Origin of the sequence: Actinosynnema sp. CS-041913, assembly GCF_050942485.1 — a bacterium.
Taxonomy (GTDB): Bacteria; Actinomycetota; Actinomycetes; order Mycobacteriales; family Pseudonocardiaceae; genus Actinosynnema.
Genome location: NZ_CP192037.1, coordinates 8,216,506 through 8,239,878 on the forward strand (window position 1 = coordinate 8,216,506; position 23,373 = coordinate 8,239,878).

General features: G+C 71.7%; 18 protein-coding genes and 1 pseudogene. 8 read left to right on the plus strand and 11 right to left on the minus strand.

The annotated features are described in order from the left end of the window. Positions 1-127: 127 nt before the first annotated feature. Positions 128-997, plus strand: a complete 870-nt coding sequence (locus ACQPZF_RS36915) for an NAD(P)H-dependent flavin oxidoreductase (RefSeq protein WP_433265077.1) — start codon at positions 128-130, stop codon at positions 995-997. Between the two features lie 39 nt (positions 998-1,036). Here the strand turns inward: ACQPZF_RS36915 and ACQPZF_RS36920 are convergent, their stop codons facing one another. From ACQPZF_RS36920 to ACQPZF_RS36935, 4 genes are all read right to left on the minus strand, one after another. Next, positions 1,037-2,191, minus strand: coding sequence for an acyl-CoA dehydrogenase family protein (locus tag ACQPZF_RS36920; RefSeq protein WP_433265079.1), 1,155 nt, complete (start codon positions 2,189-2,191; stop codon positions 1,037-1,039). Between the two features lie 3 nt (positions 2,192-2,194). Next, the gene (locus tag ACQPZF_RS36925; RefSeq protein ID WP_433265081.1) at positions 2,195-4,111 is read right to left on the minus strand and encodes an acetyl/propionyl/methylcrotonyl-CoA carboxylase subunit alpha; all 1,917 of its coding nucleotides are present in this window, start codon (positions 4,109-4,111) and stop codon (positions 2,195-2,197) included. Positions 4,112-4,116: 5 nt separating this feature from the next. After that, complete coding sequence (locus ACQPZF_RS36930; protein ID WP_433265083.1) at positions 4,117-5,724, minus strand: carboxyl transferase domain-containing protein; 1,608 nt, start codon at positions 5,722-5,724, stop codon at positions 4,117-4,119. A 126-nt stretch (positions 5,725-5,850) separates the two neighbouring features. Further along, the gene (locus tag ACQPZF_RS36935) at positions 5,851-6,642 is read right to left on the minus strand and encodes an SGNH/GDSL hydrolase family protein (protein WP_433265085.1); all 792 of its coding nucleotides are present in this window, start codon (positions 6,640-6,642) and stop codon (positions 5,851-5,853) included. A gap of 190 nt (positions 6,643-6,832) precedes the next feature. Between ACQPZF_RS36935 and ACQPZF_RS36940 the strand changes: the two genes are divergently transcribed. The 3 genes from ACQPZF_RS36940 to ACQPZF_RS36950 all read left to right on the plus strand — a co-directional run bounded on the left by ACQPZF_RS36940 (position 6,833) and on the right by ACQPZF_RS36950 (position 10,541). Continuing rightward, on the plus strand, positions 6,833-7,417 hold the full coding sequence (locus ACQPZF_RS36940) for an SACE_7040 family transcriptional regulator (protein WP_433265087.1): 585 nt from the start codon (positions 6,833-6,835) through the stop codon (positions 7,415-7,417). Positions 7,418-7,449: 32 nt separating this feature from the next. Beyond that, on the plus strand, positions 7,450-8,265 hold the full coding sequence (locus tag ACQPZF_RS36945; RefSeq protein WP_433265089.1) for a hypothetical protein: 816 nt from the start codon (positions 7,450-7,452) through the stop codon (positions 8,263-8,265). Between the two features lie 92 nt (positions 8,266-8,357). After that, the gene (locus tag ACQPZF_RS36950) at positions 8,358-10,541 is read left to right on the plus strand and encodes a phospholipase A2 (RefSeq protein WP_433265091.1); all 2,184 of its coding nucleotides are present in this window, start codon (positions 8,358-8,360) and stop codon (positions 10,539-10,541) included. On the opposite strand, the pseudogene ACQPZF_RS36955 reads toward ACQPZF_RS36950, so the two are convergent. The 4 genes and pseudogenes from ACQPZF_RS36955 to ACQPZF_RS36970 form a co-directional block, all read right to left on the minus strand. Beyond that, positions 10,512-11,354, minus strand: a pseudogene (locus tag ACQPZF_RS36955) (acyltransferase family protein); the annotation flags it as partial. The gene ACQPZF_RS36950 and the pseudogene ACQPZF_RS36955 overlap by 30 nt on opposite strands. An 11-nt stretch (positions 11,355-11,365) precedes the next feature. After that, complete coding sequence (locus tag ACQPZF_RS36960) at positions 11,366-12,043, minus strand: alpha/beta hydrolase (protein ID WP_433265093.1); 678 nt, start codon at positions 12,041-12,043, stop codon at positions 11,366-11,368. 63 nt (positions 12,044-12,106) lie between these two features. Further along, positions 12,107-12,754, minus strand: coding sequence for a response regulator (locus tag ACQPZF_RS36965; RefSeq protein WP_433265094.1), 648 nt, complete (start codon positions 12,752-12,754; stop codon positions 12,107-12,109). Next, positions 12,751-13,875, minus strand: coding sequence for a sensor histidine kinase (locus ACQPZF_RS36970; RefSeq protein WP_433265096.1), 1,125 nt, complete (start codon positions 13,873-13,875; stop codon positions 12,751-12,753). The genes ACQPZF_RS36965 and ACQPZF_RS36970 overlap by 4 nt, the downstream gene beginning before the upstream one ends. Positions 13,876-14,042: 167 nt before the next feature. On the opposite strand from ACQPZF_RS36970, the gene ACQPZF_RS36975 reads away from it, so the two are divergent. Beyond that, positions 14,043-14,543 (plus strand): hypothetical protein, encoded by a 501-nt coding sequence (locus ACQPZF_RS36975; RefSeq protein WP_433265098.1) that lies wholly within the window; start codon positions 14,043-14,045, stop codon positions 14,541-14,543. A gap of 81 nt (positions 14,544-14,624) precedes the next feature. After that, on the plus strand, positions 14,625-16,184 hold the full coding sequence (locus tag ACQPZF_RS36980) for a cellulose binding domain-containing protein (RefSeq protein WP_433265100.1): 1,560 nt from the start codon (positions 14,625-14,627) through the stop codon (positions 16,182-16,184). A gap of 627 nt (positions 16,185-16,811) precedes the next feature. On the opposite strand, the gene metX is transcribed toward ACQPZF_RS36980, so the two are convergent. Continuing rightward, a complete protein-coding gene (metX, locus tag ACQPZF_RS36985; protein ID WP_433265102.1) occupies positions 16,812-17,945 on the minus strand; it encodes a homoserine O-acetyltransferase MetX in 1,134 nt (377 codons plus the stop codon). Then, positions 17,942-19,231: a bifunctional o-acetylhomoserine/o-acetylserine sulfhydrylase gene (locus ACQPZF_RS36990; RefSeq protein WP_433265104.1), complete on the minus strand. Its 1,290-nt coding sequence runs from the start codon at positions 19,229-19,231 to the stop codon at positions 17,942-17,944. Before ACQPZF_RS36990 ends, metX begins: the two co-directional genes overlap by 4 nt. Before the next feature lie 222 nt (positions 19,232-19,453). Here ACQPZF_RS36990 and ACQPZF_RS36995 point away from each other — a divergent pair, with 222 nt between their 5' ends. After that, positions 19,454-20,473: a Gfo/Idh/MocA family protein gene (locus ACQPZF_RS36995; RefSeq protein WP_433265106.1), complete on the plus strand. Its 1,020-nt coding sequence runs from the start codon at positions 19,454-19,456 to the stop codon at positions 20,471-20,473. Positions 20,474-20,498: 25 nt separating this feature from the next. Then, positions 20,499-22,043: an aklavinone 12-hydroxylase RdmE gene (rdmE, locus tag ACQPZF_RS37000; protein WP_433265108.1), complete on the plus strand. Its 1,545-nt coding sequence runs from the start codon at positions 20,499-20,501 to the stop codon at positions 22,041-22,043. Between the two features lie 25 nt (positions 22,044-22,068). Here rdmE and ACQPZF_RS37005 read toward each other — a convergent pair whose 3' ends face one another. Further along, complete coding sequence (locus tag ACQPZF_RS37005; protein ID WP_433265110.1) at positions 22,069-23,373, minus strand: MFS transporter; 1,305 nt, start codon at positions 23,371-23,373, stop codon at positions 22,069-22,071.

Sequence of the window (23,373 nt, forward strand, 5' to 3'; positions counted from 1 at the left end):
AGCACCCGATCGTCCAAGGTCCGTTCGGCGGCGGGCTCTCGTCCGTGGCGCTGGCCTCCGCCGTGTCCGACGCGGGCGGCTCGGATCGTTCGGGGCGCACGTCCTGCGGCCCGACGGCATCACCGCAGTGGTCCGCGACCTGCGTGGGGCGACGAGCAGACCGTTCGCGGTCAACCTGTGGGTGCCGCACGACGGCGAGGACGACCCGGTCGACCTCGCGCCGCACCTGGCCCGGCTCGAACCGTTCTACCGGCGGCTCGGGGTGGAGCCGCCTCGGCCGGCGGCCCTGCCGAAGTTCGCCGACCAGGTCGACGCGCTGCTCGCCGCCGCGCCTCCGGTGATCAGTTTCGTCATGGGCGTGCCGCCCCGGTGGGTGCTGGAGTCCGCCCACGCCAAGGGGATCGCGGTCATCGGGACGGCGACCACGGTGGACGAGGCGGTCGCGCTGGAGCAGGCCGGGGTGGACGCCGTGGTGGCGTCGGGCAGCGACGCGGGCGGCCACCGGGGCGCGTTCCTGCGGCCTGTCGAGCAGTCGCTGGTCGGGACGTTCTCGCTGGTGCCGCAGGTCGTGGACGCGGTGCGGGTGCCGGTGATCGCGGCCGGCGGCATCGCGGACCGCCGGGGCGTGCGCGCGGCCCTCGCGCTGGGCGCGGACGCCGTGCAGATCGGCACGGGGTTCCTGGCGACCCGCGAGTCCAACGCCTCCGACGTCCACAAGGCGATGCTGCACAGCGACGCGGCGAAGGTCACCGTGCTCACCCGGCTGTTCTCCGGTCGCACTGCACGGGGTATCCGCAATGGACTGATCCGTGAACTCGCCGCGCACGAGGGCGAAGTGCCGCCGTACCCGGTCCAGAACGCGTTGATGCGGCCGTTGCGCAAGGCGGCGGCGGAGCAGGGCCTGGCCGACTACGTCAGCCTCTGGGCGGGCCAGGCGGCCCCGCTCACCGAGCCGCGCGCCGCGCGGGAGTACTTCGCGGAGCTGGTGCGGCCCTGACACCTGGTGCGGCTCTGACTCCTGGCGCTGCCCTGACTCCTAGTGCAGGCCCAGCTCGCGGGCGATCAGCATCTTCTGCACCTCGCTGGTGCCCTCGCCGATCTCCAGGATCTTGGCGTCCCGGTAGAACCGGCCGACCGGGTACTCGTTCATGAAGCCGTAGCCGCCGAAGATCTGGGTGGCCTCGCGCGCGTTGTCCATCGCGGCCTCGGACGACACCAGCTTCGCGATCGCCGCCTCCCGCTTGAACGGCTCGCCGCGCAGCATCTTCGCCGCCGCCTGGTAGTACGCCAGGCGCGCGGTGTGGGTGCGGGCCTCCATCTCGGCGATCTTGAACTGGATCGCCTGGTACTCCCCGATCTTGCGGCCGAACGCCTCGCGCTCGCGGACGTAGCCCAGGCACTCGTCGACGCAGCCCTGCGCGAGCCCGACGCCGATCGCCGCGATGGCGACCCGGCCCTCGTCCAGCGTCTGGAGGAACTGCGCGTAGCCCCGGCCCTGCTCGCCGAGCAGGTTGGCGGCGGGCACCCGGCAGTCCTGAAAGGACAGTTCGCGGGTGTCCGAGGCGTTCCAGCCGACCTTGGAGTACTTGCGGGACACCGAGAAGCCGGGTGTGCCGGAGGGCACCAGGATGGCCGAGATCTCCGGCCGCCCGTTCTCCTTGCGGCCGGTCACCGCCGCCACGGTCACCACTCCGGTGATGTCCGTGCCGGAGTTGGTGATGAACGCCTTGGTGCCGTTGAGCACCCACTCGTCGCCGTCGAGCCGGGCGGTGGTGCGCAGCGCGCCCGCGTCCGAGCCGCCACCGGGTTCGGTCAGGCCGAACGCGCCCAGTTTCGTCGCCGCGCACAGGGCGGGCAGCCACTCGGCCTTCTGCTCGGCGCTGCCGAACCGGTAGACCGGCATCGCGCCGAGGGAGACGCCGGCTTCCAGCGTGATGGCGACCGACGAGTCGACCCGCGCCAGTTCCTCCAGCGCCAGGCACAGCGCGAAGTAGTCGCCGCCCATGCCGCCGAACTCCTCCGGGAACGGCAGGCCGAACAGGCCCATCCGGCCCATCTTGGCGACGATCCCGTACGGGAACTCCTCCCGCTCGTAGAACTCGCCGATGACCGGGGCGACCTCTTCCCGCGCGAACTCCTGCACGGTCTTGCGCAGCGCCTCGTATTCCTCGTCAAGCCGGAAGTCCAACATCGCTCACTCCTGGTGGGGCACGACGACGGCTAGGGGCTCGTCCAGCGCGACCTGTTGGCCCGCCCGGACGTTCACTTCGGCGAGCACGCCGTCGGTGGGTGCGGTGACGGTGTGCTCCATCTTCATGGCCTCGACCACGAACAGCGCCTGGCCCGCGGTGACGTGGTCACCGGGCGCGGCGCGCACCAAGAGCACGGTGCCGGGCATGGGGCTGGTGACCGGTCCCGCGCTGCCTTCGGCCTCGTGCGCGGAGATCTCGGACTGCTCGGTCTCGGTCAGCGCCCACGTGCGGCCGTCCGCGCCGAGCCACAGCACGTTGCCGGACCGGGCCATCGCGTACCGGCGGGCGCCGACGACCAGGTCGCCGTCCACCACCTCGGCGGTGAGCCGGCGCGGTTCGCCTTGGCCCACCACGACTTCGTCGCCGCGCACCCGGACGTCCACGTCGTCCACGCGCCAGGTGGTCCAGGCGTGTTCGCCGACCCGCCAGCCGCCCGGCTGGTCCCAAGGGTCGTCGCCGCGCGGCGCGAGCTGCCGCTCCAGCGCGGCGGCGGCGTACACCTCGTCCGGGACCTCGTGGCGCACCAGCGCGTCCAGCTTGCGTTCCACCAGGCCGGTGTCCAGCGCGCCCGCGCGGACGTCCTCGTCGTCCAGCAACGCCCGCAGGAACGGGATGTTCGTCGTCACGCCGAGCACGACCATCCGGCCGAGCGCGGCGTTCAAGCGCCGCAACGCCTCTTCGCGCGTGTCGCCGTGCGCGATGACCTTGGCCAGCATCGGGTCGTAGTCGCTGCCGACGGTCAGGCCGACCCGCAGCGCCGAGTCGACGCGCACGTCCTCGGGCTCGTGCAGGCGCAGCACCGTGCCGCCGGTCGGCAGGAACCCGCGCGCCGGGTCCTCGGCGTAGACGCGTGCCTCCACGGCGTGCTTCGTGGGCGTCACGTCGTCCAGCAGCAGGTGTCCGCCCGCGGCGACGCGGAGCTGCCACTCCACCAGGTCGACGCCGGTCGCCAGTTCCGTCACCGGGTGCTCGACCTGGAGGCGGGTGTTCATCTCCATGAAGAAGTAGTCGCCGGTCGCACCGTCGACGATGAACTCGACGGTGCCCGCGCCGACGTAGCCGACGGACTTGGCGGCGTCCACGGCGGCGCGGCCCATCGCCTCGCGGACCTCCGGGGTGAGCAGCGGCGACGGCGCTTCCTCGATGATCTTCTGGTGCCGGCGCTGGAGGCTGCACTCCCGTTCGCCGAGGTGCACCACCTTGCCGTGCGCGTCCGCCAGCACCTGGATCTCGATGTGCCGCGGGTTGGTGATGAACCGCTCGATCAGCAGCGTGTCGTCGCCGAACGAGCCGCGCGCCTCGCGGCGGGCCGACTCGATGGCGTCGCGCAGCGCCGCGGCCTCGTGCACCAGCCGCATGCCCTTGCCGCCACCGCCGGCGGACGGCTTGAGCAGCACCGGGAAGCCGATCTCGCCGGCCGCGTCCACCAGGTCGTCGTCGGTCATCCCGGCTTCGGTGCGGCCCGGCACCACGGGCACGCCGGCCGCGCGGACCGTGAGCTTGGCGCGGATCTTGTCGCCCATGGCGTCGATGGCGTCGGCGGGCGGGCCGATGAACACCAGCCCGGCCTTCTCGCACGCCCGCGCGAAGTCCGTGTTCTCGGCCAGGAACCCATAGCCGGGGTGGATCGCCTGCGCGCCGGTCTCCCGGGCGGCGTCGATGATCCGTTCCGCCGACAGGTAGCTGTCGCGGGCCGCCGCCGGGCCGATCCGGACCGCCACGTCGGCCAGCCGCACGTGCAGCGCGTCGGCGTCGGCGTCGCTGTAGACCGCGACCGACCTGATCCCGAAGCGCCGCAACGCGCGGATCACACGGACCGCGATCTCGCCTCGGTTGGCCACCAGAACGCTGTCGAACATCGCCATCACATCCGGAAAACGCCGTAGGCGGGGCCGTCGTCGAGCGGCGCGTTGGCCGCCGTGGACAGCGCGAGCCCGAGCACCGTGCGGGTGTCCTTCGGGTCGATCACGCCGTCGTCCCACAGCCGGGCCGTGGAGTAGTAGGGGTTGCCCTGGTCCTCGTACTGCTGACGGATCGGGGCCTTGAACGCCTCTTCGTCGTCCGCGGACCACGAGTCGCCGAGTTGGTCCCGCCGCACGGTCGCGAGCACCGACGCGGCCTGTTCGCCGCCCATCACGGAGATCCGGGCGTTCGGCCACATCCACAGGAAGCGCGGCGAGTACGCCCGGCCGCACATCGAGTAGTTGCCCGCGCCGAACGAGCCGCCGATGACCACGGTGAACTTGGGCACCCGCGCGCACGCCACGGCCGTGACCATCTTCGCGCCGTGCTTGGCGATGCCGCCCGCCTCGTACTCGCGGCCGACCATGAACCCGCTGATGTTCTGCAGGAACACCAAAGGGATGGCGCGCTGGTCGCAAAGCTGGATGAAGTGCGCGCCCTTCAGCGCCGACTCGCCGAACAGGATGCCGTTGTTGGCGACGATCCCGACCGGGTGGCCGTGGATGCGGGCGAACCCCGTGACCAGGGTCGCGCCGTACTCCTTCTTGAACTCCTGGAACCGGCTGCCGTCGACGATCCGGGCGATCACCTCGCGCACGTCGTAGGGCGTGCGGCTGTCCGTGGGCACCACCCCGTACAGCTCGTCCGGGTTGACCGCCGGCTCGACGCTCGGCTCGACCCGCCACGGCCGTTCCGCGCGCGGCCCGAGGGTGCTGACGATGGAGCGGACGATCCGCAGCGCGTGCGCGTCGTCGTTGGCGAGGTGGTCGGTCACGCCGGAGGTGCGCGAGTGCAGCTCGCCGCCGCCCAGCTCCTCGGCCGTCACGACCTCGCCGGTCGCGGCCTTCACCAGCGGCGGGCCGCCGAGGAAGATGGTGCCCTGGCCGCGCACGATCACGGCCTCGTCGCTCATCGCCGGGACGTACGCGCCGCCCGCCGTGCACGAGCCGAGCACGGCGGCGATCTGCGGGATGCCCCGGCTGGACATGGTGGCCTGGTTGAAGAAGATCCGGCCGAAGTGCTCGCGGTCCGGGAATACCTCGTCCTGCCGGGGCAGGAACGCGCCGCCGGAGTCGACCAGGTAGACGCAGGGCAGCCGGTTCTGCAACGCCACTTCCTGCGCGCGCAGGTGCTTCTTGACCGTCATCGGGTAGTAGGTGCCGCCCTTGACGGTGGCGTCGTTCGCGACGATCACGCACTCGCGGCCGGAGACCCGGCCGACGCCGGTGATGACGCCCGCCGCCGGGGCCTCGTCGCCGTACAGGCCGTTGGCGGCCAGCGGGGACAGTTCGAGGAACGGCGAGCCGGGGTCGAGCAGCGTGTCCACCCGGTCGCGGGGCAGCAGCTTGCCGCGCTCGACGTGGCGGGCGCGGGACTTCTCCGGGCCGCCCCTGGCGGCTTCGGCGAGCTTGGCGCGCAGGTCGTGGACGAGGGCGGTGTGCTCGTCGGTGTACCGCCGGAAGGCGTCGCCCGACTTGTCGGCGGCGCTGCGCAGGACGGGCGCGTCCATGGGCTCCTCGCGGTTAGCAGTCGTTAACCTGAGGAGATGTTAGCGCTTGTTAACTCGCCCGTCCACCGTTGCCGTGGGCAACGGGAAGAGGGCCGCCGGAGCGACCCCCTTCCCGATCGGGCGTGGTCAGCCGGTGACGGCGGTGAGCTGCGGCAGGTAGCCGAGGCGCTGCCCGTTGCGGTTCGGGTGGTAGGACTCCTCGACCGGCCAGGACAGGCTGTTCAGCCACCAGTCGGCCGAGCAGATCTCGTGCCCGGTGAACGCGCCGCGCAGGTCGCGGTAGGGGAACGACTTCGCGGCGGCCCGCCCGGAGATGACGGTGTGCAGGGTGTCGGCGGCGGAGTTGATCGCCGACCGCTTGGTGTCGCTCAGGCCGACCGAGCAGGAGCCCGGCACCTTGTACAGGCGCGGGTAGCCGAGCACCACGACCCGCGCGGACGGGGCACGGGTGCGGATCTGCGCGTAGACGTTGTCCAGCAGGCCCGGCAGGGTGGTCGTGGCGTAGGTCTTGGCCTGGTTCACGCGGTTCACGCAGCTCTGGTCGGAGCCGAACGTGCAGGTGGTGATGACGTCGGTGAAACCGGCGTCGTTCCCACCGATCGAGATGCTGGCCAGGGTGGTGGTGGCGCTGAGCGCGCCGATCTGGCTGTTGAGGACGTCACCCGTCCGGGCGCCGGAACACGCGACGAACTTGAAGCTGGCCGGGGCGTGCGACGCGGCCCAGAGCGCCGGGTAGGCGTACTGGCTGCGTTTGCAGGAGCCGCTGTCGCCGTAGTACGAGCCGGTGCCCGTTCCCGAGGAGTAGGAGTCGCCGAGCGCGACGTAGTGCGCGCTCGCTTGGGCCTCGGCTGGTATCACGGTGAGCAGCGCCGCCGCCGCGGCGAGCGCGGCGCTGAGCAGGGTTCGGACAGGGCGCATCGGAGCCTCCCGGAGGGAAACACGCAGGGTTGTGATGCGGAGCACAACAAGAGCTACCAGCAGGTAGGCCTATATAAAAAGCCTGCGTCAAGAGTTAACCCCGGGTTTCACCCGCCCGGCGGGTGAGCCGCCGGAGGAGCGCCGGTTAACGCTCGTTTACGTTTCCCGGCGGGCTGTTTAGGATGGGCCCGTGCCGGCCGACGAAGTGAAGCAGACCCGCCGCGACCAGATCCTGGACGCCGCCGCCGAACTGTTCGCGCGGCACGGCTTCCACGGGGTCGGCATCGACGACATCGGGGCGGCCGTCGGGATTTCCGGCCCCGCGCTCTACCGGCACTTCCGGAGCAAGGACGCGATGCTCGGCGAGATGCTGACGTCCATCTCCGAACGCCTGCTGGACGGCGGCCTGTCCCGGGTGTCGGCGTCCCCCGACGCGACGTCGGCCCTGCACGCCCTGGTCCGCTGGCACGTCGACTTCGCGCTGGACGACCCGGCGCTCATCACCGTCCAGATGCGCAACCTGGCCAACCTGACCGACCCGGACCGCCGCCGCGTGCGCGCCCTCCAGCGCCGGTACGTGGAGGTCTGGGTGTCGACGTTGCAGGAGACCGTGGCGGTGGACGAGCCGACCGCCCGCGCCGCCGCGCACGCCGTCTTCGGCCTCATCAACTCGACGCCCCACAGCGCCCACCTCGACCGCGACCAGATGGCCGCGCTGCTGACCCGGATGGCGCTGGCCTCGCTGACCACCGCCGGGGTGCTGGCGACCGCCTGAAGCCGGCCCGGACGGCGGTCGATGTGGTGGTCATGATCACCGGAGCACGCCGCCGGCCGCACTCCCCCCGACTCGACCGACGTTCGCTCCGCCGCCGCCCGGCCGCGGTCCGGGCCTGCCCCCGGTGCCGGCGCGCCCGGCTGCGGGGCCGGAACTGGGCGCAGTTCGGCAGCCTCGTCACCTCGGTCGTCGCGGTCACCGCGCTGGTGTTCACCGCGCTGTCGCTGCGGGAGACCCGCCGGCAGGTCGACGTGGCCACGGCGGCCCAGTTGGCCGAGCGGTTCACCAAGGCCGTCGACCAGACCGGCCGCGACCAGCTCGACATCCGGCTGGGCGGCACCTACGCGCTGGAGCGGATCGCCCACGACTCGCCGCCGGACCGCGCGACGGTCGGCCGGGTGCTCTCCGCCTTCGTCCGCCACCACCGGCCGCTCCGCCGGGAGGGCGGCCTGATCCAGTGCGAGGCGGGGTTCCAGCGCAGCCGGCTCGACGTCGCCGCCGCGCTCGACACGGTGCTGGGCATCGGCGCCGCGGTCGACCTGGCGCGTAGCTGCCTGGACGGCGCCGAATTGCCCGGCGCGGGATTGCGGTGCGCGAATCTCAGCGGGGTGTCGTCGAGGGAGCGGAATGCGCGACAATCACCGTGGGGGCGAGGGCGGCCCGTTCAATTCACCACCGGCGACCGGATTCCGACGGACAACGGGAGACGCTACTACCGGTGGGTCGATCCGGACACCGGGGACGTGGGCGCGTACGAATGCCTGGAGCCGGGCGGCACGTTCGGCACGCGGCGCGGCAAGTCGGTCACCTGGACCGACGTCGGCGCGTGCCCCGGCGATCCGGCCTGAGGTCCGCCGGTCGGGGTAGGGGCAGCACCCCGTTGCCCGGTGGGGACGACCGGTTGGCGTCACGCGTTGCCGATCCGTAACCTGGCGTGCCAATGAGCGACGCCACGGTGAACAGCGTGAGCGGGTGGCCCGGGGCGCGGTTGCTGACCCGGCTGCCCGCCTGGTTCCGGGTGCTGCTGGTCGCCTTCGCGGTGTTCTTCTGCGGGGTGATCGCCTCCCGGCCGGCCGGGGCCGCCGACGACCGGCCGCTCACCGGCGACATCGCGGTGGCCGCCGCGGCGGTCGGGGCGCTGGCCCAGCCGTCGGCGGGCGGCTCGCCGCTGACCGGTTTCCCGGCCGACTTCAACGCCGTCACCGGGCGGTCGCCGATCGCCGTGACCGCGCCGGACGGGACCACCCGCGCCATCGACCCGAACGGCGGGTGCTCCGGGCCCGCCGGGGACACCGAATGGGATTTCGGCGTCGGCTGCCGGGCCCACGACCTCGGCTACGACCTGCTGCGCTACGCCGAGCACAAAGGGCGCCCGCTGCCGCCGGAAGCCCGGAAGTCGCTCGACGCCCGGCTGTCCGCCGACATGCACGGCCAGTGCGACCTCAACCCCCGCGGCAGCGCCGGGCAGTGCCACGCCGTCGCCCGGCTCTACGCCGCCGGGCTGGAGTTCAACTCGTGGCGGCAGCGGTGGGGTCCTCCCGGTCACGAACCCGTCCTGGCTTGGGGTTTCGGCAGCGCGGTCGTGGTGTTCCTGATCATCGCCCGGCTGCCCCGGCGGCGGGCCGTGGCGTCCGGGGCGAGCGTTCCGGCCGCCGGCGAGGAGGACCGGTACGCCGCGTTCCTCCGGCTGGCCAGCCTGGGCCTGGTCGTCGTCGGGCAGTCCCTGCTGACCGTCCTGCACTGGGCGGGCGTGAGCGCGGACTGGCTCTGGCTGCTCACCTGGGCGTTGCAGACCGTCCCGATCTTCTACTTCGCCGGCGGCCACGCCAACCTGAACCGGTGGCTCGCGGTGAAGGCCGACGGCGGCGGGTACGGGCGGTACCTGGTCAGCCGGATAAGCTGGCTGTTGCGGCCGGTCCTGGCGTTCGTGCTGGCGTGGCTGGTGCTGCCGCTGCCGCTGGAACTGCTGGACGTGCCGAAGACGCGCGTCGAGATGTTCGGCCGGCTGATCGCGCACCCGCTGTGGTTCCTCGGGCTCTACCTGGTCGCGGTCGCGGCCACGCCGGTGATGGCCTGGCTGCACCGCAACGCCCGCCTGGCCACGCCGGTCGCGCTGGTCGCCGTCATGATCGTGGTGGACGCGGTGCGGATCGGCTTCTCCTGGCGCACCGGGGGCTACCTGAACCTCACGCTCGGCGCGTTGCTGTTGCAGCAGTTGGGTTTCTACTACGCCGACGGCAGCCTGCCGCGCGTGTCCCGCCGGGTGCTGGGCGCGCTGGCCATCGCGACCGTGCCGGGACTGCTCGCGCTCATCACGTTCGGCGGGTACCCGCGCACGATGATGGCCGTGCCCGGCGAGCCGGGCTCCAACCTCAGCCCGCCCACGGTCTGCCTGCTGGTGCTCGGCCTGGGCCAGGTCTGCGCCGTCCTCCTGCTGCGCGACCGGGTGTCAGCGTGGCTCGCGGGGCGCCGGCAGTGGCGGGTCGTCGACTACGCGCGCTCCGCGCCGATGACCGTCTACCTCGGCTACCTGACCGTGCTGGCCGCCGTGGTGGGCCTGCTCGGCCTGCTGGACGCGCCCGTCGCGTTCGACTGGGTCGTGGTCCGGCCGCGCTGGCTGTCGGTCCTGGTGCTCCTGCTGCTGCCCGTGCTGCTGGTGTTCCACCGCTTCGAGCGGACCGCCGCGCTGCTCACCTGCGACACCAGGGAGACCCACCGCACCAGGCTGGCCGCCACGCTCGGTGTCGGCTACGGCGTGCTGGGCGTGCTCGGTTTCGTCGCCACGGGCTTCGCCGGGGCGGCGGCCACCCTGGTGGTGTTCAAGGTCGACCCGTTGCAGAACCTCATCCACCTGCTGCTCGGCTGGTACCTGCTGCACACCGCCCGCGCCGGCACCTGCCACGGCCGGCGGGCGTGGCTGCTGACCGCGCTGGCCTGCGTCCCGCCGCTACTGGTCCTGGAGCCGACCGGCGCGATGGTCGTCCTGCACGGCGCGACGATCGCCGTGGCGCTGCTGGCGGCGATGACCAAGCAGGACCAGGGTGACGCAGGTGAACACGGGCAGCCAGGTGAGCCGTTCCAGCAGCCACAGCGCGTCGTCGGGCACGGTGTGCAGGCCGGGTAGCGGGCCGAACACCGCGCCGGCCAGCGTGACGGCCAGCAGCGCGCTCTGGTGCACGAGGAAGATGGGCAGGGCGCGGGCGTTCAGCCTCCGGGCGCGGAACGTCGGCCGGATGAGCATCACCAGCCCGATCTGGGCGAACGCCAGCGCCAGCGCGGCCGGTGAGGGCGGGAACAGGTTCGACTGCTCCGCGCCCGGCACGCCCACCGCGCTCATCGGATAGCCGTTGTGCACCGACACCGCGAACGCACCGGCCCCCAGCACGAGCAGCGCCGCACCCCACGAACGCCGCTGCCCGTGCCGGGCCACCAGGACGCCGAGCTGCCACGGCGCCCACCACACCGCCAGGACGTTCACCCAGCCGACGTCGAGTGCCACCAGGGCGATCGGGATCACCAGGCCCCACCCGCCCAGCCTGCGCAGCAGCGGGGTGAGGGCCAGCAGCACCACGTGCACCGCCAGGAACCACAGCGGTGTGACGACCAGGTACCCGACGGTCGACACGGTCTGCTGCGGCAGCCCGCGCAACGACAGTCCACTGAGGACTATGGTCCAGCCGCCGAGCAACACCGCCACCGGCACGACCAGCCGCCGGACCCGCCGCGACCAGGGGGTGCCCGACCGCGCCGCCGCGAAGCCGCCGGTGAAGAAGAACAGGCCCAGGGTCTGGAGGAACCAGCTCACCGGGGCGAACTCGGGCAGCCACCGCAGCGGGCTGTCCACCACGAAACCGGTGTCCGCCAACACCACCGACGTGACCAGCCAGTGGCCCAGCACCACGCCGCCGATCGCCAGCGCCCGCACCGAGTCGATCATCGGATCACGCTTCACGGTGTCCCTCCCACGACGATCCGCGCCATGGCGCGCAGTGACGCCGTGCCGGGGTCGAAGTACTCGTCATGCCTGCGGGCGCTCCCCGCGTCGAAAACCCACGCGCCGAACGCGGGATCGGTCGGATCGGCGCCGTGCCCGAGGTCGCCCACCCGGATCTTGGGCACCCACCGCGTCCAGTCGTCGGCCCCGCGCGCGGCCCACACCCGGGTCGGGAGGTCGGCGGCCGACGAGACGCGCACCCCAGGGCTGCCGAGGAACACCATGTCGGCGACCGGCGCGCGGGTCTGCGCGCACACCACCGACCCGTAGCTGTGGCACAGCAGGTGCACCTCACCCGGCAGGCCGCGCACGAACCGGCCCAACGCCTCCGCGCCGGCACGGGCGAGCCGGCCGCCCGCCGCGTCCACCCCGACCCCGGAGGGCGTCTGGTAGCCCAGCCACGCCACCACCGCGAGGTCGTCCCGCCCGGCCTCGGCGTGCACCGCACGGGCCATCCGCCCCACCGTGGCGTCGAACCGGGCATCGTCCACATCGGACCCGGGCACCACGACGGCCACGTGCCGCGCGTGCGCCAGGTCCCCGTACACCGCGACACGGTCGACCGGCGACGGGTCGCCACCCGGCGTCACGAGCACCAGCAGCGCCGCCAGCGCCGCGATCGTCTTCCCCATACCTCGGAAGCTAGGGAGACGACACCCGCCGGATCGTCACACCGGAGTCGTGGAAATAGGGTGCTACCCCGGTACCACGAGCCCCGACTCGTAGGCCGCGATGACCGCCTGCGCCCGGTCGCGCAGGCCCAGCTTCATCAGCACCCGGCTCACGTGCGTCTTCACCGTCTGCTCGGCCAGCACCAGGTGCGCGGCGATCTCCGTGTTCGACAGCCCGGTCGCGATCAGCAGCAGCACCTCGGTCTCCCGCTCCGTCAGCGCCGCCAGCCGCGCCGGCTTCACCACCCGCACCGGCTGCGCCTTCACGAAGTCCTCGATCAGCCGTTTCGTCACGGACGGGGCGAGCAGCGCGTCGCCCCGCGCCACGACCCGCACGGCGTCCAGCAGCTCCCGCGCGGGCGAGTGCTTGAGCAGGAACCCGCTGGCGCCGGCCCGCAACGCCTCGTAGACGTAGTCGTCCAGGTCGAACGTGGTCAGGACCAGCACCTTCACCGGGTCGTCGGCCAGCAGCCGGGTGGCGGTGAGCCCGTCCGTCTCCGGCATCCGGATGTCCATCAGCACCACGTCCGGCCGCAGCCGCCGCACCTCGGCCACCGCCGCGGCCCCGTCCCCGGCCGCGCCCACCACCGTGATGTCCGGCTGGGCGTCCAGCAGGGCCGAGAACCCCTCCCGCACCATCTCCTGGTCGTCCACCACCAGCACCTTGATCAAGATTCCCCCAACGGAATCCTCGCCCGCACCGCGAACCCGCCGTCCTCAGTGGACGAGGCGTCCAGCGAGCCGCCGTGCACGGCGACCCGTTCCCTCATGCCGACCAGGCCGTGCCCGCCGCCCCCGCCCGACGACGGCCCGCCCGCGCTGTTGCGCACGAACACCTCCAGCGCGCCGTCGACCAGCGACACCACGACCGACACCGACGATCCCGGCGCGTGCCGGCCGGCGTTGGTCAGCGCCTCCTGCACGATCCGGTACGCCGTCAGCCCCACCGCCGAGGGCACCTCCGCCTCGGCCACCGACGCCTGCGGGGCGAGCGCCCGGATGTCGGCCAGCCCCGGCTGCGGCGCGCGGTCGGCCCGCTGGTCGGCGGCCCGCAGCACGCCCAGCAGCCCCTGCATGTCCACGATGGCGGCCCGCGCGGCGTCACCCAGCTCGGCGAATTCCCGCAGCCCGGCCTCGGGCAGCCCGGCGATCCGGTAGGGCGCGGTCTCGCAGCGCACCGCCACCATCGACATGTGGTGCGCCACCACGTCGTGCATCTCCCGCGCGATGCGGGCCCGCTCGACCAGCGCGGCCTTCGCGTCCTGCTCGTCGCGGAACCGCCGCTCGGCCCGGCCCCGCGACCCGAACGCGTAGCCGAGCAGCAGGAACAGCAGGAGGATGGCGGCGGTCGTCGGGAAGTAGTCCATGTTTCCCATCGCGGCCACGAGGTACAAGACCCCCGTGGTGAGCAACGCGACCAGGACCACGACCCGGCCGCTGTGCAGCAGACCCACGACGACCAGCGCCGGGAGGTACCAGCACCACTGCCAGGACCCGAGCACGCCGGGCTCGGACGTGTACAGCACCCTCATCACGACCAGCCCGGCCGTGGCGAGCCGCCACGCGTTGAGCGCGGACGACAACATCAGCCCGTAGGTGCCGGCGACGATGCCGAACAGCACCGGCCACCAGCCGTCCGGTTCCTCGTCCTGCACGTAGCCCGCCGACACGCCGATCGCGAGGATCAGCCCGTAGAGCAGCACGGCGGCCTGCGCGTACCGGCGGAAGCGGAAGTCGCCGAAGACCCGCGTGCGGTCGGGCAGCAGCACGACCTGGAGGAAGGTGCGGATCACGGACGTGATGCTAGGTGCCCGCGCCGTGCGGCACATGCCGCCACGGTGTGTCATACCCGGGTAGCACCCCGGTGGTCGGTACGGCAAGCCGTTGCGGCACCCGAACATCACCGGGTAGGCAATAGGACAGAGCTGTGCGCCCCTACTCCGTGATGGAAGATGGCCGAATGCACCCGCAGCAGGATCCGGATCGCTGGGCACGGCTCACCGCCGTCGCCGGTGAGGCCCTGACCGCCGCCAAGGTCGGGGAGGACGCTGTCGCGGTCGACCTGGTCACCGGCTACCTCAGCGGGTCGCCGGAGGGCAACGAGGAGATCCGGGAGCTGGTGCTGCTGCTGTTCTCCGAGTGCAGCGACATGGTCGCGGCGCTCGGGTCGGGCGGCGCGACACCGGTGAAGATGCAGGTCTTCGACGAGGACGGCCAGGAGGTCCCGATCGACGACGCGGACCCGCCGGTCCGCACCGCGATCCGCACTCTGCTGGCCGAGGTCCACGGCGACCAGGAGGCGGCGGCCGAGCAGATCGAGATCGCGCTGGCCAACGGCCGGCCGCAGGAGCTGGCCACGGTCGTGCTCCAGGCGCTGCGCTGGACCGTGCGGCTCGCGCTGGAGTGCGAGGTGCGCGAACTGGCGGTCGCACCCTGGATCGAGGCAGCGTTGGACGAGTAACGACCATTGACAGATGGCTGTGGTCTAGACCAGTCTCCCCGGTGGGCGCGATTACCCTGCCAATCCGCCGAGGAGTCCCGCATGAAACCACGATTGGGCGCGCTGCTGGCGGCAAGCGCGCTGGCCATCGGATCTCTCGCGATCGCCGGGCCGGCCGCGTCGGCCGCACCCGGCGTCACCGCCACGTTCGCCAAACCCCAGGACTGGGGCAGCGGCTTCGAGGGCAAGTTCACCATCACCAACGGCGGTCCCGGCTCCGTCACGTCGTGGAAGGTCGAGTTCGACCTGCCCGCGGGCACCGCGATGGGGTCGTACTGGGACGCGTTGATCACCCGTACGGGTAACCACTACGTGGCGACCAACCGCGAGTACAACGCCAGCATCGCGGTCGGCGCCACCCGGACCTTCGGCTTCGTCGGCACCGGGCCCGGCGTGCCGGCGAACTGCACCGTCAACGGCGCCTCCTGCAGCGGTGGCGGCGGCGACACGACGGCGCCGAACGCGCCGGCCAACCTGCGCGTCACCGACACCACCGCGAACTCGGTGGCCCTCGCGTGGGACGCGGCCACCGACAACGTGGCCGTGACCGGCTACGAGGTCCACCGCGGCGGCGCCGTCGCGGCCACCGTCACGGGCACGACCGCAACCGTGTCCGGACTCGACCCGAACACCGCCTACCAGTTCACCGTGCGGGCCAAGGACGCGGCGGGCAACACGTCCGACCCGTCCAACCAGGTCACGGGCACGACGAAGGACGGCCCGACCCCGATCAACGGCCGCGGCGCGCCGTACCTGTTCCTCGGCTGGGGCAACCCGCCCGCACCGCAGACCGTGATGAACGCGACCGGCGTCAAGTGGTTCACCATGGCGTTCGTCCTCGCGTCCGGCGGCTGCAACCCGGCCTGGGACGGCAACCGCCCCCTGACCGGCGGCATCGACGCCAACGCGATCAACCAGATCCGCGCGGCGGGCGGCGACATCGTCCCGTCGTTCGGCGGCTGGAGCGGCAACAAGCTGGGCCCGAACTGCTCGACCCCGCAAGCGCTTGCGGGCGCGTACCAGAAGGTGATCGACGCCTACCGCCTGAAGGCGATCGACATCGACATCGAGAACACCGACGAGTTCGAGAACGCCGCCGTCCAGGACCGGATCCTGGAGGCGCTGAAGATCGTCAAGCAGACCAACCCGGGCATCCAGACCATCGTCACCATCCCGACGACGAGGACCGGCCCGAACTCCTGGGGCAACCGCCTGATCGAACGCTCGCAGGCCCTCGGGGCGAACATCGACGTCTACACCCTGATGCCGTTCGACTTCGGCAGTTCCGACATCCGAACCGACACCATCAACGCGACCACCGCTTTGAAGGACAAGCTGAAGGCCGTCTTCGGCTGGTCCGACGCGGTCGCGTTCAACCACTCGGGCATCTCCGGCATGAACGGCCTGTCCGACCAACGCGAGACCACGACCACGGCCACCTGGACCCAACTGCGCGACTGGTCGAAGTCCAACGGCCTGGGCAGGTTCTCCTTCTGGGCGGTGAACCGCGACCGAGGCGGCTGCGACGGCCAGGTGTCGTCCAACTGCTCCGGCATCCCCCAACCGGACTGGGAATTCACCCGAATCACCGCCGGCTTCTGACCTACCGATAACCGAACACCAGTCACACAGCCACACCGGGCCCGCAGGCACCAGCACCACGCCTGCGGGCCCTTTTGCTCAAAGCAACCTGCGCGAACACACAGCCAAGACCTACGCGAGCACAGCAGCAAGAAGCCTGCGCGAGCACAACAACCCGAAGCCTGCGCGAGCACACAAAAGGGGCCTCGTGTTCTCCCCGTATGGCCTGCCCGCAGGGCAACCGCGCTTGTCAAGGAGGTGCAAGCACGCTTTTCGCTTGCGCCTCCTTGACAAGTGTGGTGGTCTTTGACCAGGTCATACGGGGAGAACACGACGCCTTGGCATTTCCTCCCCGGAGGCCTGCCAAGCGGCGAGCGTCGCTTTTCGCTTTTCGTCTAAAAACTAAAAGCGTCCTCGCCGGACAGGCAGGCCGCCAAGGATGTACACAAAAGCAAGACTCGGGCGTCGTGCCATCCCCGCATAACCTGGTCAAAGACAACCACCCTTTTCCTGGGAACGCAAGCGAAAAGCGTGCTTGCATTCCCAGGAAAAGCGCGGTTCCCTGCGGGCAGGCCATACGGGGATGACACGCAGCCCACCGACGGGTGTGCGCGCTGCGCGCGCAACTGCAACCGCAACCGCAACCGCTCAAAGCGTGGAGCGTGCGTTGTCAGGACTGGATCGGGCGTCAGCGAGCACCTCACCCGCACCCACATCCGCGTCCGCGCCCGCGCCCGCCAGCAGTTCGGTCACCAGCGCTCCCACCTGCTCGACCTCGATCAAGAACCCGTCGTGCCCATAAGCGGACTCCACCACCCGCAAATCGACCCCGATCCCGTCAGCGATCTCCGCCTGCTGACCCAACGGGTAGAGCCGGTCGGAGTCGATCCCCGCGACAACGGTCCGAGCGGTCACCCGGCTCAACGCCGCGCGCACGCCGCCACGCCCGGCCCCGACGTCGTGACCGTTCATCGCCTCGGTCAGGACCACGTAGCTCTCCGGGTCGAACCGTCGGATCAGCTTCTCCGCGTGGTGGTCGAGATATGACTCGACGGCGTACCGCCCGTCCGTCTGCCGCTGCCGCCCGAACCGGGCCTCCAACTCCGGCTCACTCCGGTAATTAAGATGAGCGATCCGCCGGGCGACGCCCATCCCGCGCACCGGATCGAGCCGGATGGCGTGCAGTTGCGCCGAAGCCGACGCGATGTGTTCGGCCGTGGAGGCGGCCGGCGCGGCGAGCACCAGCATCGACTGCACCCGATCGGGCACGGAGATCGCCCATTCGAGTGCGCGCATCCCTCCCATCGAGCCGCCCAGCACCGCTGCCCACGAGTCGATTCCCAGCGCGTCGGCCAGCAGGATCTCGGCCGCGACCTGGTCGCGCACCGAGATCCGGGGGAACCTCGTCCCCCAGCGCCGGCCGTCGGGTGCGACCGTCCCGGGGCCGGTGGTGCCCTGGCACCCGCCCAGCACGTTGGGTGCGACGACGAACCACCGTGACGGGTCCAACGGCCGGCCGTTGCCGATCAGGCCGTCCCACCACCCCGCCGTGGGGTGACCGGGCTCGGCCGGGCCGGCCGCGTGGCTGTCGCCGGTGAGCGCGTGCAGCACCAGCACGGCGTTCGACCGTGACGGGTTGAGCGTTCCCCAGGTCTCGTACGCGATCCGCAGCGGCATCCCGGGCAGCGCGCCGTGGAACCACTTCCGGCGGCCGTTCGGGCCCCCCTCCCGCCACCCGCCGGCGGCGGGAGGGGTCTCCCCGACAGTGGACCCGTTGCTCACTGCACGGACTTGGCGGCCCGGAATCCGGCCTCCAGGTCGGCTTTGAGGTCCTCCACGCCCTCGATGCCCACGGACAGCCGCACCAGGCCGGGCGTCACGCCGGCGATCGCCTGTTCCTCCGGCGTGAGCTGGCTGTGCGTGGTGCTGGCCGGGTGCACGATGAGGCTGCGCACGTCGCCGATGTTCGCCAACTGGCTGAACAGCTCGACACCGTCGACGAACGCGCGGCCTGCCTCCGCACCGCCGCGCAGTTCGATGGACACGACCGCGCCCGCGCCCAACGGCAGGTACTTCTGCGCGAGCGAGTGCCACGGGCTGGACGGGAGGCCCGCGTAGTGCACCTTCTCCACCTCGTCGCGCGCCTCCAGCCACTCGGCCAGCGCACGCGCGTTGGCCACGTGCTTGTCGATGCGCAACGAGAGTGTCTCGATCCCTTGCAGGATCAGGAAACTGGTGAACGGGGCGATCGCCGCGCCGGTGTCCCGCAGGCCCTGCACCCGCAGCTTCGCGGCGAACGCCCCGTTCCCTAGCACGGGCCAGTACTGCAGCCCGTGGTAGCTCGGGTCCGGCTCGTTGAAGTCGGGGAACTTCTCCGCGTCCCCGAAGTCGAACGTGCCGCCGTCGACGACCACGCCCGCGATCGCGCTGCCGTGGCCGCCCAGGTACTTCGTGGCCGAGTGCACGACGATGTCCGCACCGTGCTCCAGCGGCCGGAGCAGGTACGGCGTCGGCACGGTGTTGTCCACCACCAGCGGCACGCCCGCCGCGTGCGCCACCTCGGCCACGGCCTCCACGTCGAGCACGTTGCTGCGCGGGTTGGCCAGCGACTCGGCGAAGAACAGCTTGGTGTTCGGGCGCACGGCCGCGCGCCACGCCTCCAGGTCGTCCGGATCGTCCACAAAGGACACTTCGATGCCCAGCTTGGGCAGCGTGTAGTGGAACAGGTTGTAGGTGCCGCCGTAGAGCGAGGCGCTGGACACCAGGTGGTCGCCCGCTCGGGCGAGGTTCAGGACGGTCGCGGTCTCGGCGGCCTGGCCGGACGCGAACGCCACGGCGGCCACCCCGCCCTCCAGCGCGGCGACCCGTTGTTCCAGCACGTCCTGGGTGGGGTTGTTGATGCGGGTGTAGATGTTGCCCGCCTCGGCGAGGCTGAACAGCGCCGCGCCGTGCGCGGTGTCGCGGAAGACGTACGAGGTGGTCTGGTAGATGGGCGTGGCACGGGCGCCGGTGGCCGGGTCGGGTGACGCTCCGGAGTGGACCTGCTTGGTTTCGAAGGACCAGGACATGCCGGGGGCTCCTGTCAACGGGGCTGCAAGGGTTTTTCGGGCACGACGAAGGGGGACGACGCGCCGGGGAGAGGTCGATCAGCCGAGACGACAGGCCATGCTGGTGACGCGCACGTAGTCCACGTGCCGGCGCGTCACCAGGAGACTCATGACGCTGAAAGTAGCGCTGGGTGACGAGTCACGACAGGGCGTCCACGACGTGGGACGCTTAGGGTTCCACTTATGCGCACCGCACTCATCGGGTACGGGCTCGGCGGAGCCGCGTTCCACGCCCCCTTCATCGCCGCGGAACCGGGTCTGACGCTGGCCGCCGTGGTCACCGGCAATCCCGAGCGCCAGGCCGAAGTGCGCTCCAAGTACCCCGACGCCGAGATCATCGCGTCGCCGGAGGAGATGTGGCGGCGCGCCGACGAGTTCGATCTCGCGGTCGTCACCACCCCCAACCGGCATCACGCGTCGCACGCGCGTTCGACCTTGGAACACGGCCTGGACACGGTGGTGGACAAGCCTTTCGCCGGTTCGTCCGCCGAAGCGCGCGCGCTGGCCGACCTGGCGGACCGGCAAGGGCTGCGCCTCGTCCCGTTCCACAACCGGCGCTGGGACGGCGATTTCAAGACCGTGGCGAAACTCCTCCACGAGGGCGCGCTGGGCGACGTCCACCGCTTCGAGTCCCGGTTCGAACGCTGGCGACCGGAGGTGAAGGGCTCGTGGAAGGAGTCCGGCGACCCGGCGGACCTCGGCAGCATCGTCTACGACCTCGGCACCCACCTCGTGGACCAGGCGGTGGCCCTGTTCGGGCGACCGTCGTCCGTGTACGCGGAAGTGCGGACGCTCCGCCCGGACGCCGAGGCGCACGACGACGCCTTCCTGGCGCTCACCCACACCAACGGCGCCGTGTCGCACCTCTGGGCCTCGGCTCTGGCGGCCGACCCGGGCCCGCGTTTCCGCGTCCTGGGCAGCCGGGCGGCCTACGTGAAGCACGGCATGGACCCTCAGGAGGAGCTGCTGAAGGCGGGCGCGATCCCCGGCGGCACCGGCTGGGGCGCGGACCGGGAGGAAGCCTGGGGCGCCCTGTCCGGCACCCCGGTGGAGACCGAACGCGGCTCGTACCAGGACTTCTACGCGAGCATCGCCGCAGGTGGCAGCCCGGTTCCGGCATCCGACGCGAGCACCGGGCTGGAGATCGTGGAGGCCGCCTTCGAGTCGGCCCGGTCACATCGGACCATTCCTCTTGCAATCTAAGTCTCTTAGTTTCTAAGATTCTTCCATGCAGGAGGACAAGCGTGTTCAGGTACTGGTGGTGGGAGCAGGGCTCGGCGGGCTGACGGCCACGCTGTTCCTCGCGCGGGAAGGCGTCTCGGTGCTCGGGATCGCGAAGCACACAAGCACGTCGCCGCACCCGAGGGCGACCGGGCAGTCGAACCGGACGATGGAGGTGTTCCGGCGCGGCGGCGTGGCCGACGAGGTGGCGCGGGGCAGCGAGGGCGTGTCCTCGGGGATCGTCGTCAAGGTGGCGGAGAGCCTGCGGGGCAAGGTCTTCCACACGATCGTGCACGAGGAGGACGAGCTGGACGTCGGGCTGAGCCCCGAGCCGTTCGGCATGGCGAGCCAGGACCACGTGGAGCCGGTGCTGCTGGCCGGGGCGCGCGAGCACGGGGCGGAGGTCCGGTTCGGCCACGAGCTGAGGTCGTTGAGCCAGGACGGTTCCGGTGTCACGGCGGAGGTCCTGGACCGGGCGACCGGCGAGGTCTACCGGGTGCGGGCGGACTACCTGGTCGCCGCGGACGGCCACCGGTCGTTCGTGCGGGAGTCTCTGGGCATCGGGCGGCAGGGCCGCGGACCGTTGTCGCGCCACGTCGGAGTGGTGTTCGACGCGGACCTGGAGCACCTGGTCGCGGCGGACAAGGGGACGCTGTACTACCTCCGGAACGAGGCGTTCACCGGCGCGTTCGTGGTCACGAACACGGTGCGGCGCAACGTGTTCACCGTCGAGTACCACCCGGAGCGCGGCGAGTCCCCGGCGGACTTCCCGGCGTCGCGGTGCGTCGAGCTGCTCCGGATCGCCACCGACGTGCCGGATCTGGAGCCGCACATCGTGGACATCACGTCGTGGGAGATGGCGGCGTGGCTGAGCGACAGCTTCCGGTCCGGGCGGGTGTTCCTCGTCGGCGACGCGGCGAAGGTGACGCCGCCGACCGGCGGGATGGGCGGCGACACCGCCGTCGGCGACGGCTACGACATCGCCTGGAAGCTCGCGGCGGTGCTGAAAGGCGAGGCGGGGCAAGGACTGCTGGACAGCTACGAGCCCGAGCGGCGGCCGTACGCGCGGTACGTGGTGGACGGCTCGTTCGCCAACTACGTGCAGCGCATGGCGCCGCACCTGGCGGGCCCGGACGTGCCGGAGCCGGTCGACCACCTGCAACTGATCTTCGGCTACCGCTGCCGGTCGAACGCCGTGCTCGCGGACGACGACGACCCGTCGCTGCTGGAGAACCCGCTGGAACCCAGCGGCCGGCCCGGTTTCCGCGCACCGCACGTGACGGTCGAGCACGACGGGGTCGCGAAGTCGACGATCGACCTGTTCGCCGGCTGGACGCTGGTCACGCTGGACCGGGCCTGGGCGGACGCGCCGGTCGACGTGCCGGTGCTGGCCGACCCGACCGGCGAGCTGGCCAAGCGCTACGGCATCGGCGGGCACGGGGCGAGCCTCGTCCGCCCGGACGGCGTGATCGCGTGGCGCGCCACCGAACTGCCCGCCGACCCCGCGACGACCGTCGCCCGGGTGCTGGACAAGGTCCTGGCGCTGTCCTGATCCGCGTGACGGAACGGCGGCCCGGCTAGCGGGACGCCTCGGCACCCTCCGGAGTCCGCGGACTCCGGAGGGTTTCGCCGATCGCCACCAGCGACACCGCGCTCACCAACGCCCCGAACACCAGGTACACGGCCACCGGCCAGGACTCCTGGGTCGACGTCAGCCCCAGCAGCCACACCGCGATCAACGGCGACAAGCCGCCACCGAGCACCGCGCCCAACTGGTAGCTCAACGACACCCCGCTGTACCGGACGCGGGTGCCGAACAGCTCGGCGTAGTACGCGGGCATGGGCCCGAACACGGCGGCCGACCCGGCGAACCCCACGACGACCGCCACCAGCACCAGCGCCGGCGAACGCGTTTCCAGCAACCAGAACAGGGGGAACGCGAACAGCCCGAGGAACGCGGCCCCGCCGAGCATCACCGGCAGCCGGCCGATCCGGTCGGACAGCCGCGCGAAGACCAGGATCGCGACCGCCTGCGCCGCCGCGCCCACCAGCCCGGCGTTCAGCAGCTCCGAGCGCGGCATCCCCAACTGCCTGGTGCCGTAGGAGACGACGAACGTGGCGAGCACGAAGATGAACATGTTGAACCCGAGGTTCACGCCCGCGCCGAGCAGCACCTTGCCCCACGACCGGCGCAGCACCTCGGCCACCGGCAGGCGCGCGGTGCCCCGCTCGGCGCGCACCGCGCGGAACTCCGGGCTCTCCTCCACGGACAGCCGCACGTACAGCCCGACACCGACCAGCACCAGGCTGAACAGGAACGGCAGCCGCCAGCCCCAGGACAGGAACGCGTCGCCGGAGACGGCCGTGGACGCGGCCATCGCGCCGTTCGCCAGCAGCAGCCCGAGCGGCGAGCCGAGGAACGTCCAGCTACCGTACCAACCCGTGCGGCCCGGCGGGGCGTGCTCGACGGCCATCAGCGTCGCGCCGCCCTGCTCGCCGCCGAGGAAGAACCCCTGCACGATCCTCAGCAGCACCAACAGGATCGGCGCGGCGATGCCGATCGAGTCGTACGTCGGCAGCACGCCGATCAGCGCCGTGCACAGGCCCGTCGCGGTCAGCGTGAGGACGAGCATCGAGCGCCGCCCGATGCGGTCGCCGAAGTGGCCGATCACGACGCCGCCCAGCGGTCGGGCGAGGAAGCCCGCGCCGAACGTCGCGAACGCCAGCAGCGTGCCGATCCGGGGGTCGAAGGTCGGGAAGAAGAGCTTGTCGAACACCAGTGCGGTCGCGGTGCCGTAGAGGAGGAAGTCGTACAGCTCGACCGCGTTGCCCGCGGAACTGGCCAGCGCGACCCTGCGCACGCCAGAAGTCCGGTTCGCCAT

Coding starts and splice junctions, on each gene's coding strand:
- rdmE (WP_433265108.1), top strand. CDS start 20,499: ATGCAGGAGGACAAGCGTGTTCAGGTACTGGTGGTGGGAGCAGGGCTC.
- ACQPZF_RS36995 (WP_433265106.1), top strand. CDS start 19,454: ATGCGCACCGCACTCATCGGGTACGGGCTCGGCGGAGCCGCGTTCCAC.
- ACQPZF_RS36935 (WP_433265085.1), bottom strand. CDS start 6,642: ATGCGCCCTGTCCGAACCCTGCTCAGCGCCGCGCTCGCCGCGGCGGCG.
- ACQPZF_RS36930 (WP_433265083.1), bottom strand. CDS start 5,724: ATGGACGCGCCCGTCCTGCGCAGCGCCGCCGACAAGTCGGGCGACGCC.
- ACQPZF_RS36980 (WP_433265100.1), top strand. CDS start 14,625: ATGAAACCACGATTGGGCGCGCTGCTGGCGGCAAGCGCGCTGGCCATC.
- ACQPZF_RS36960 (WP_433265093.1), bottom strand. CDS start 12,043: ATGGGGAAGACGATCGCGGCGCTGGCGGCGCTGCTGGTGCTCGTGACG.
- ACQPZF_RS36950 (WP_433265091.1), top strand. CDS start 8,358: ATGAGCGACGCCACGGTGAACAGCGTGAGCGGGTGGCCCGGGGCGCGG.
- ACQPZF_RS36975 (WP_433265098.1), top strand. CDS start 14,043: ATGCACCCGCAGCAGGATCCGGATCGCTGGGCACGGCTCACCGCCGTC.
- ACQPZF_RS36945 (WP_433265089.1), top strand. CDS start 7,450: ATGATCACCGGAGCACGCCGCCGGCCGCACTCCCCCCGACTCGACCGA.
- ACQPZF_RS36990 (WP_433265104.1), bottom strand. CDS start 19,231: ATGTCCTGGTCCTTCGAAACCAAGCAGGTCCACTCCGGAGCGTCACCC.
- ACQPZF_RS36925 (WP_433265081.1), bottom strand. CDS start 4,111: ATGTTCGACAGCGTTCTGGTGGCCAACCGAGGCGAGATCGCGGTCCGT.
- ACQPZF_RS37005 (WP_433265110.1), bottom strand. CDS start 23,373: ATGGCGAACCGGACTTCTGGCGTGCGCAGGGTCGCGCTGGCCAGTTCC.
- ACQPZF_RS36920 (WP_433265079.1), bottom strand. CDS start 2,191: ATGTTGGACTTCCGGCTTGACGAGGAATACGAGGCGCTGCGCAAGACC.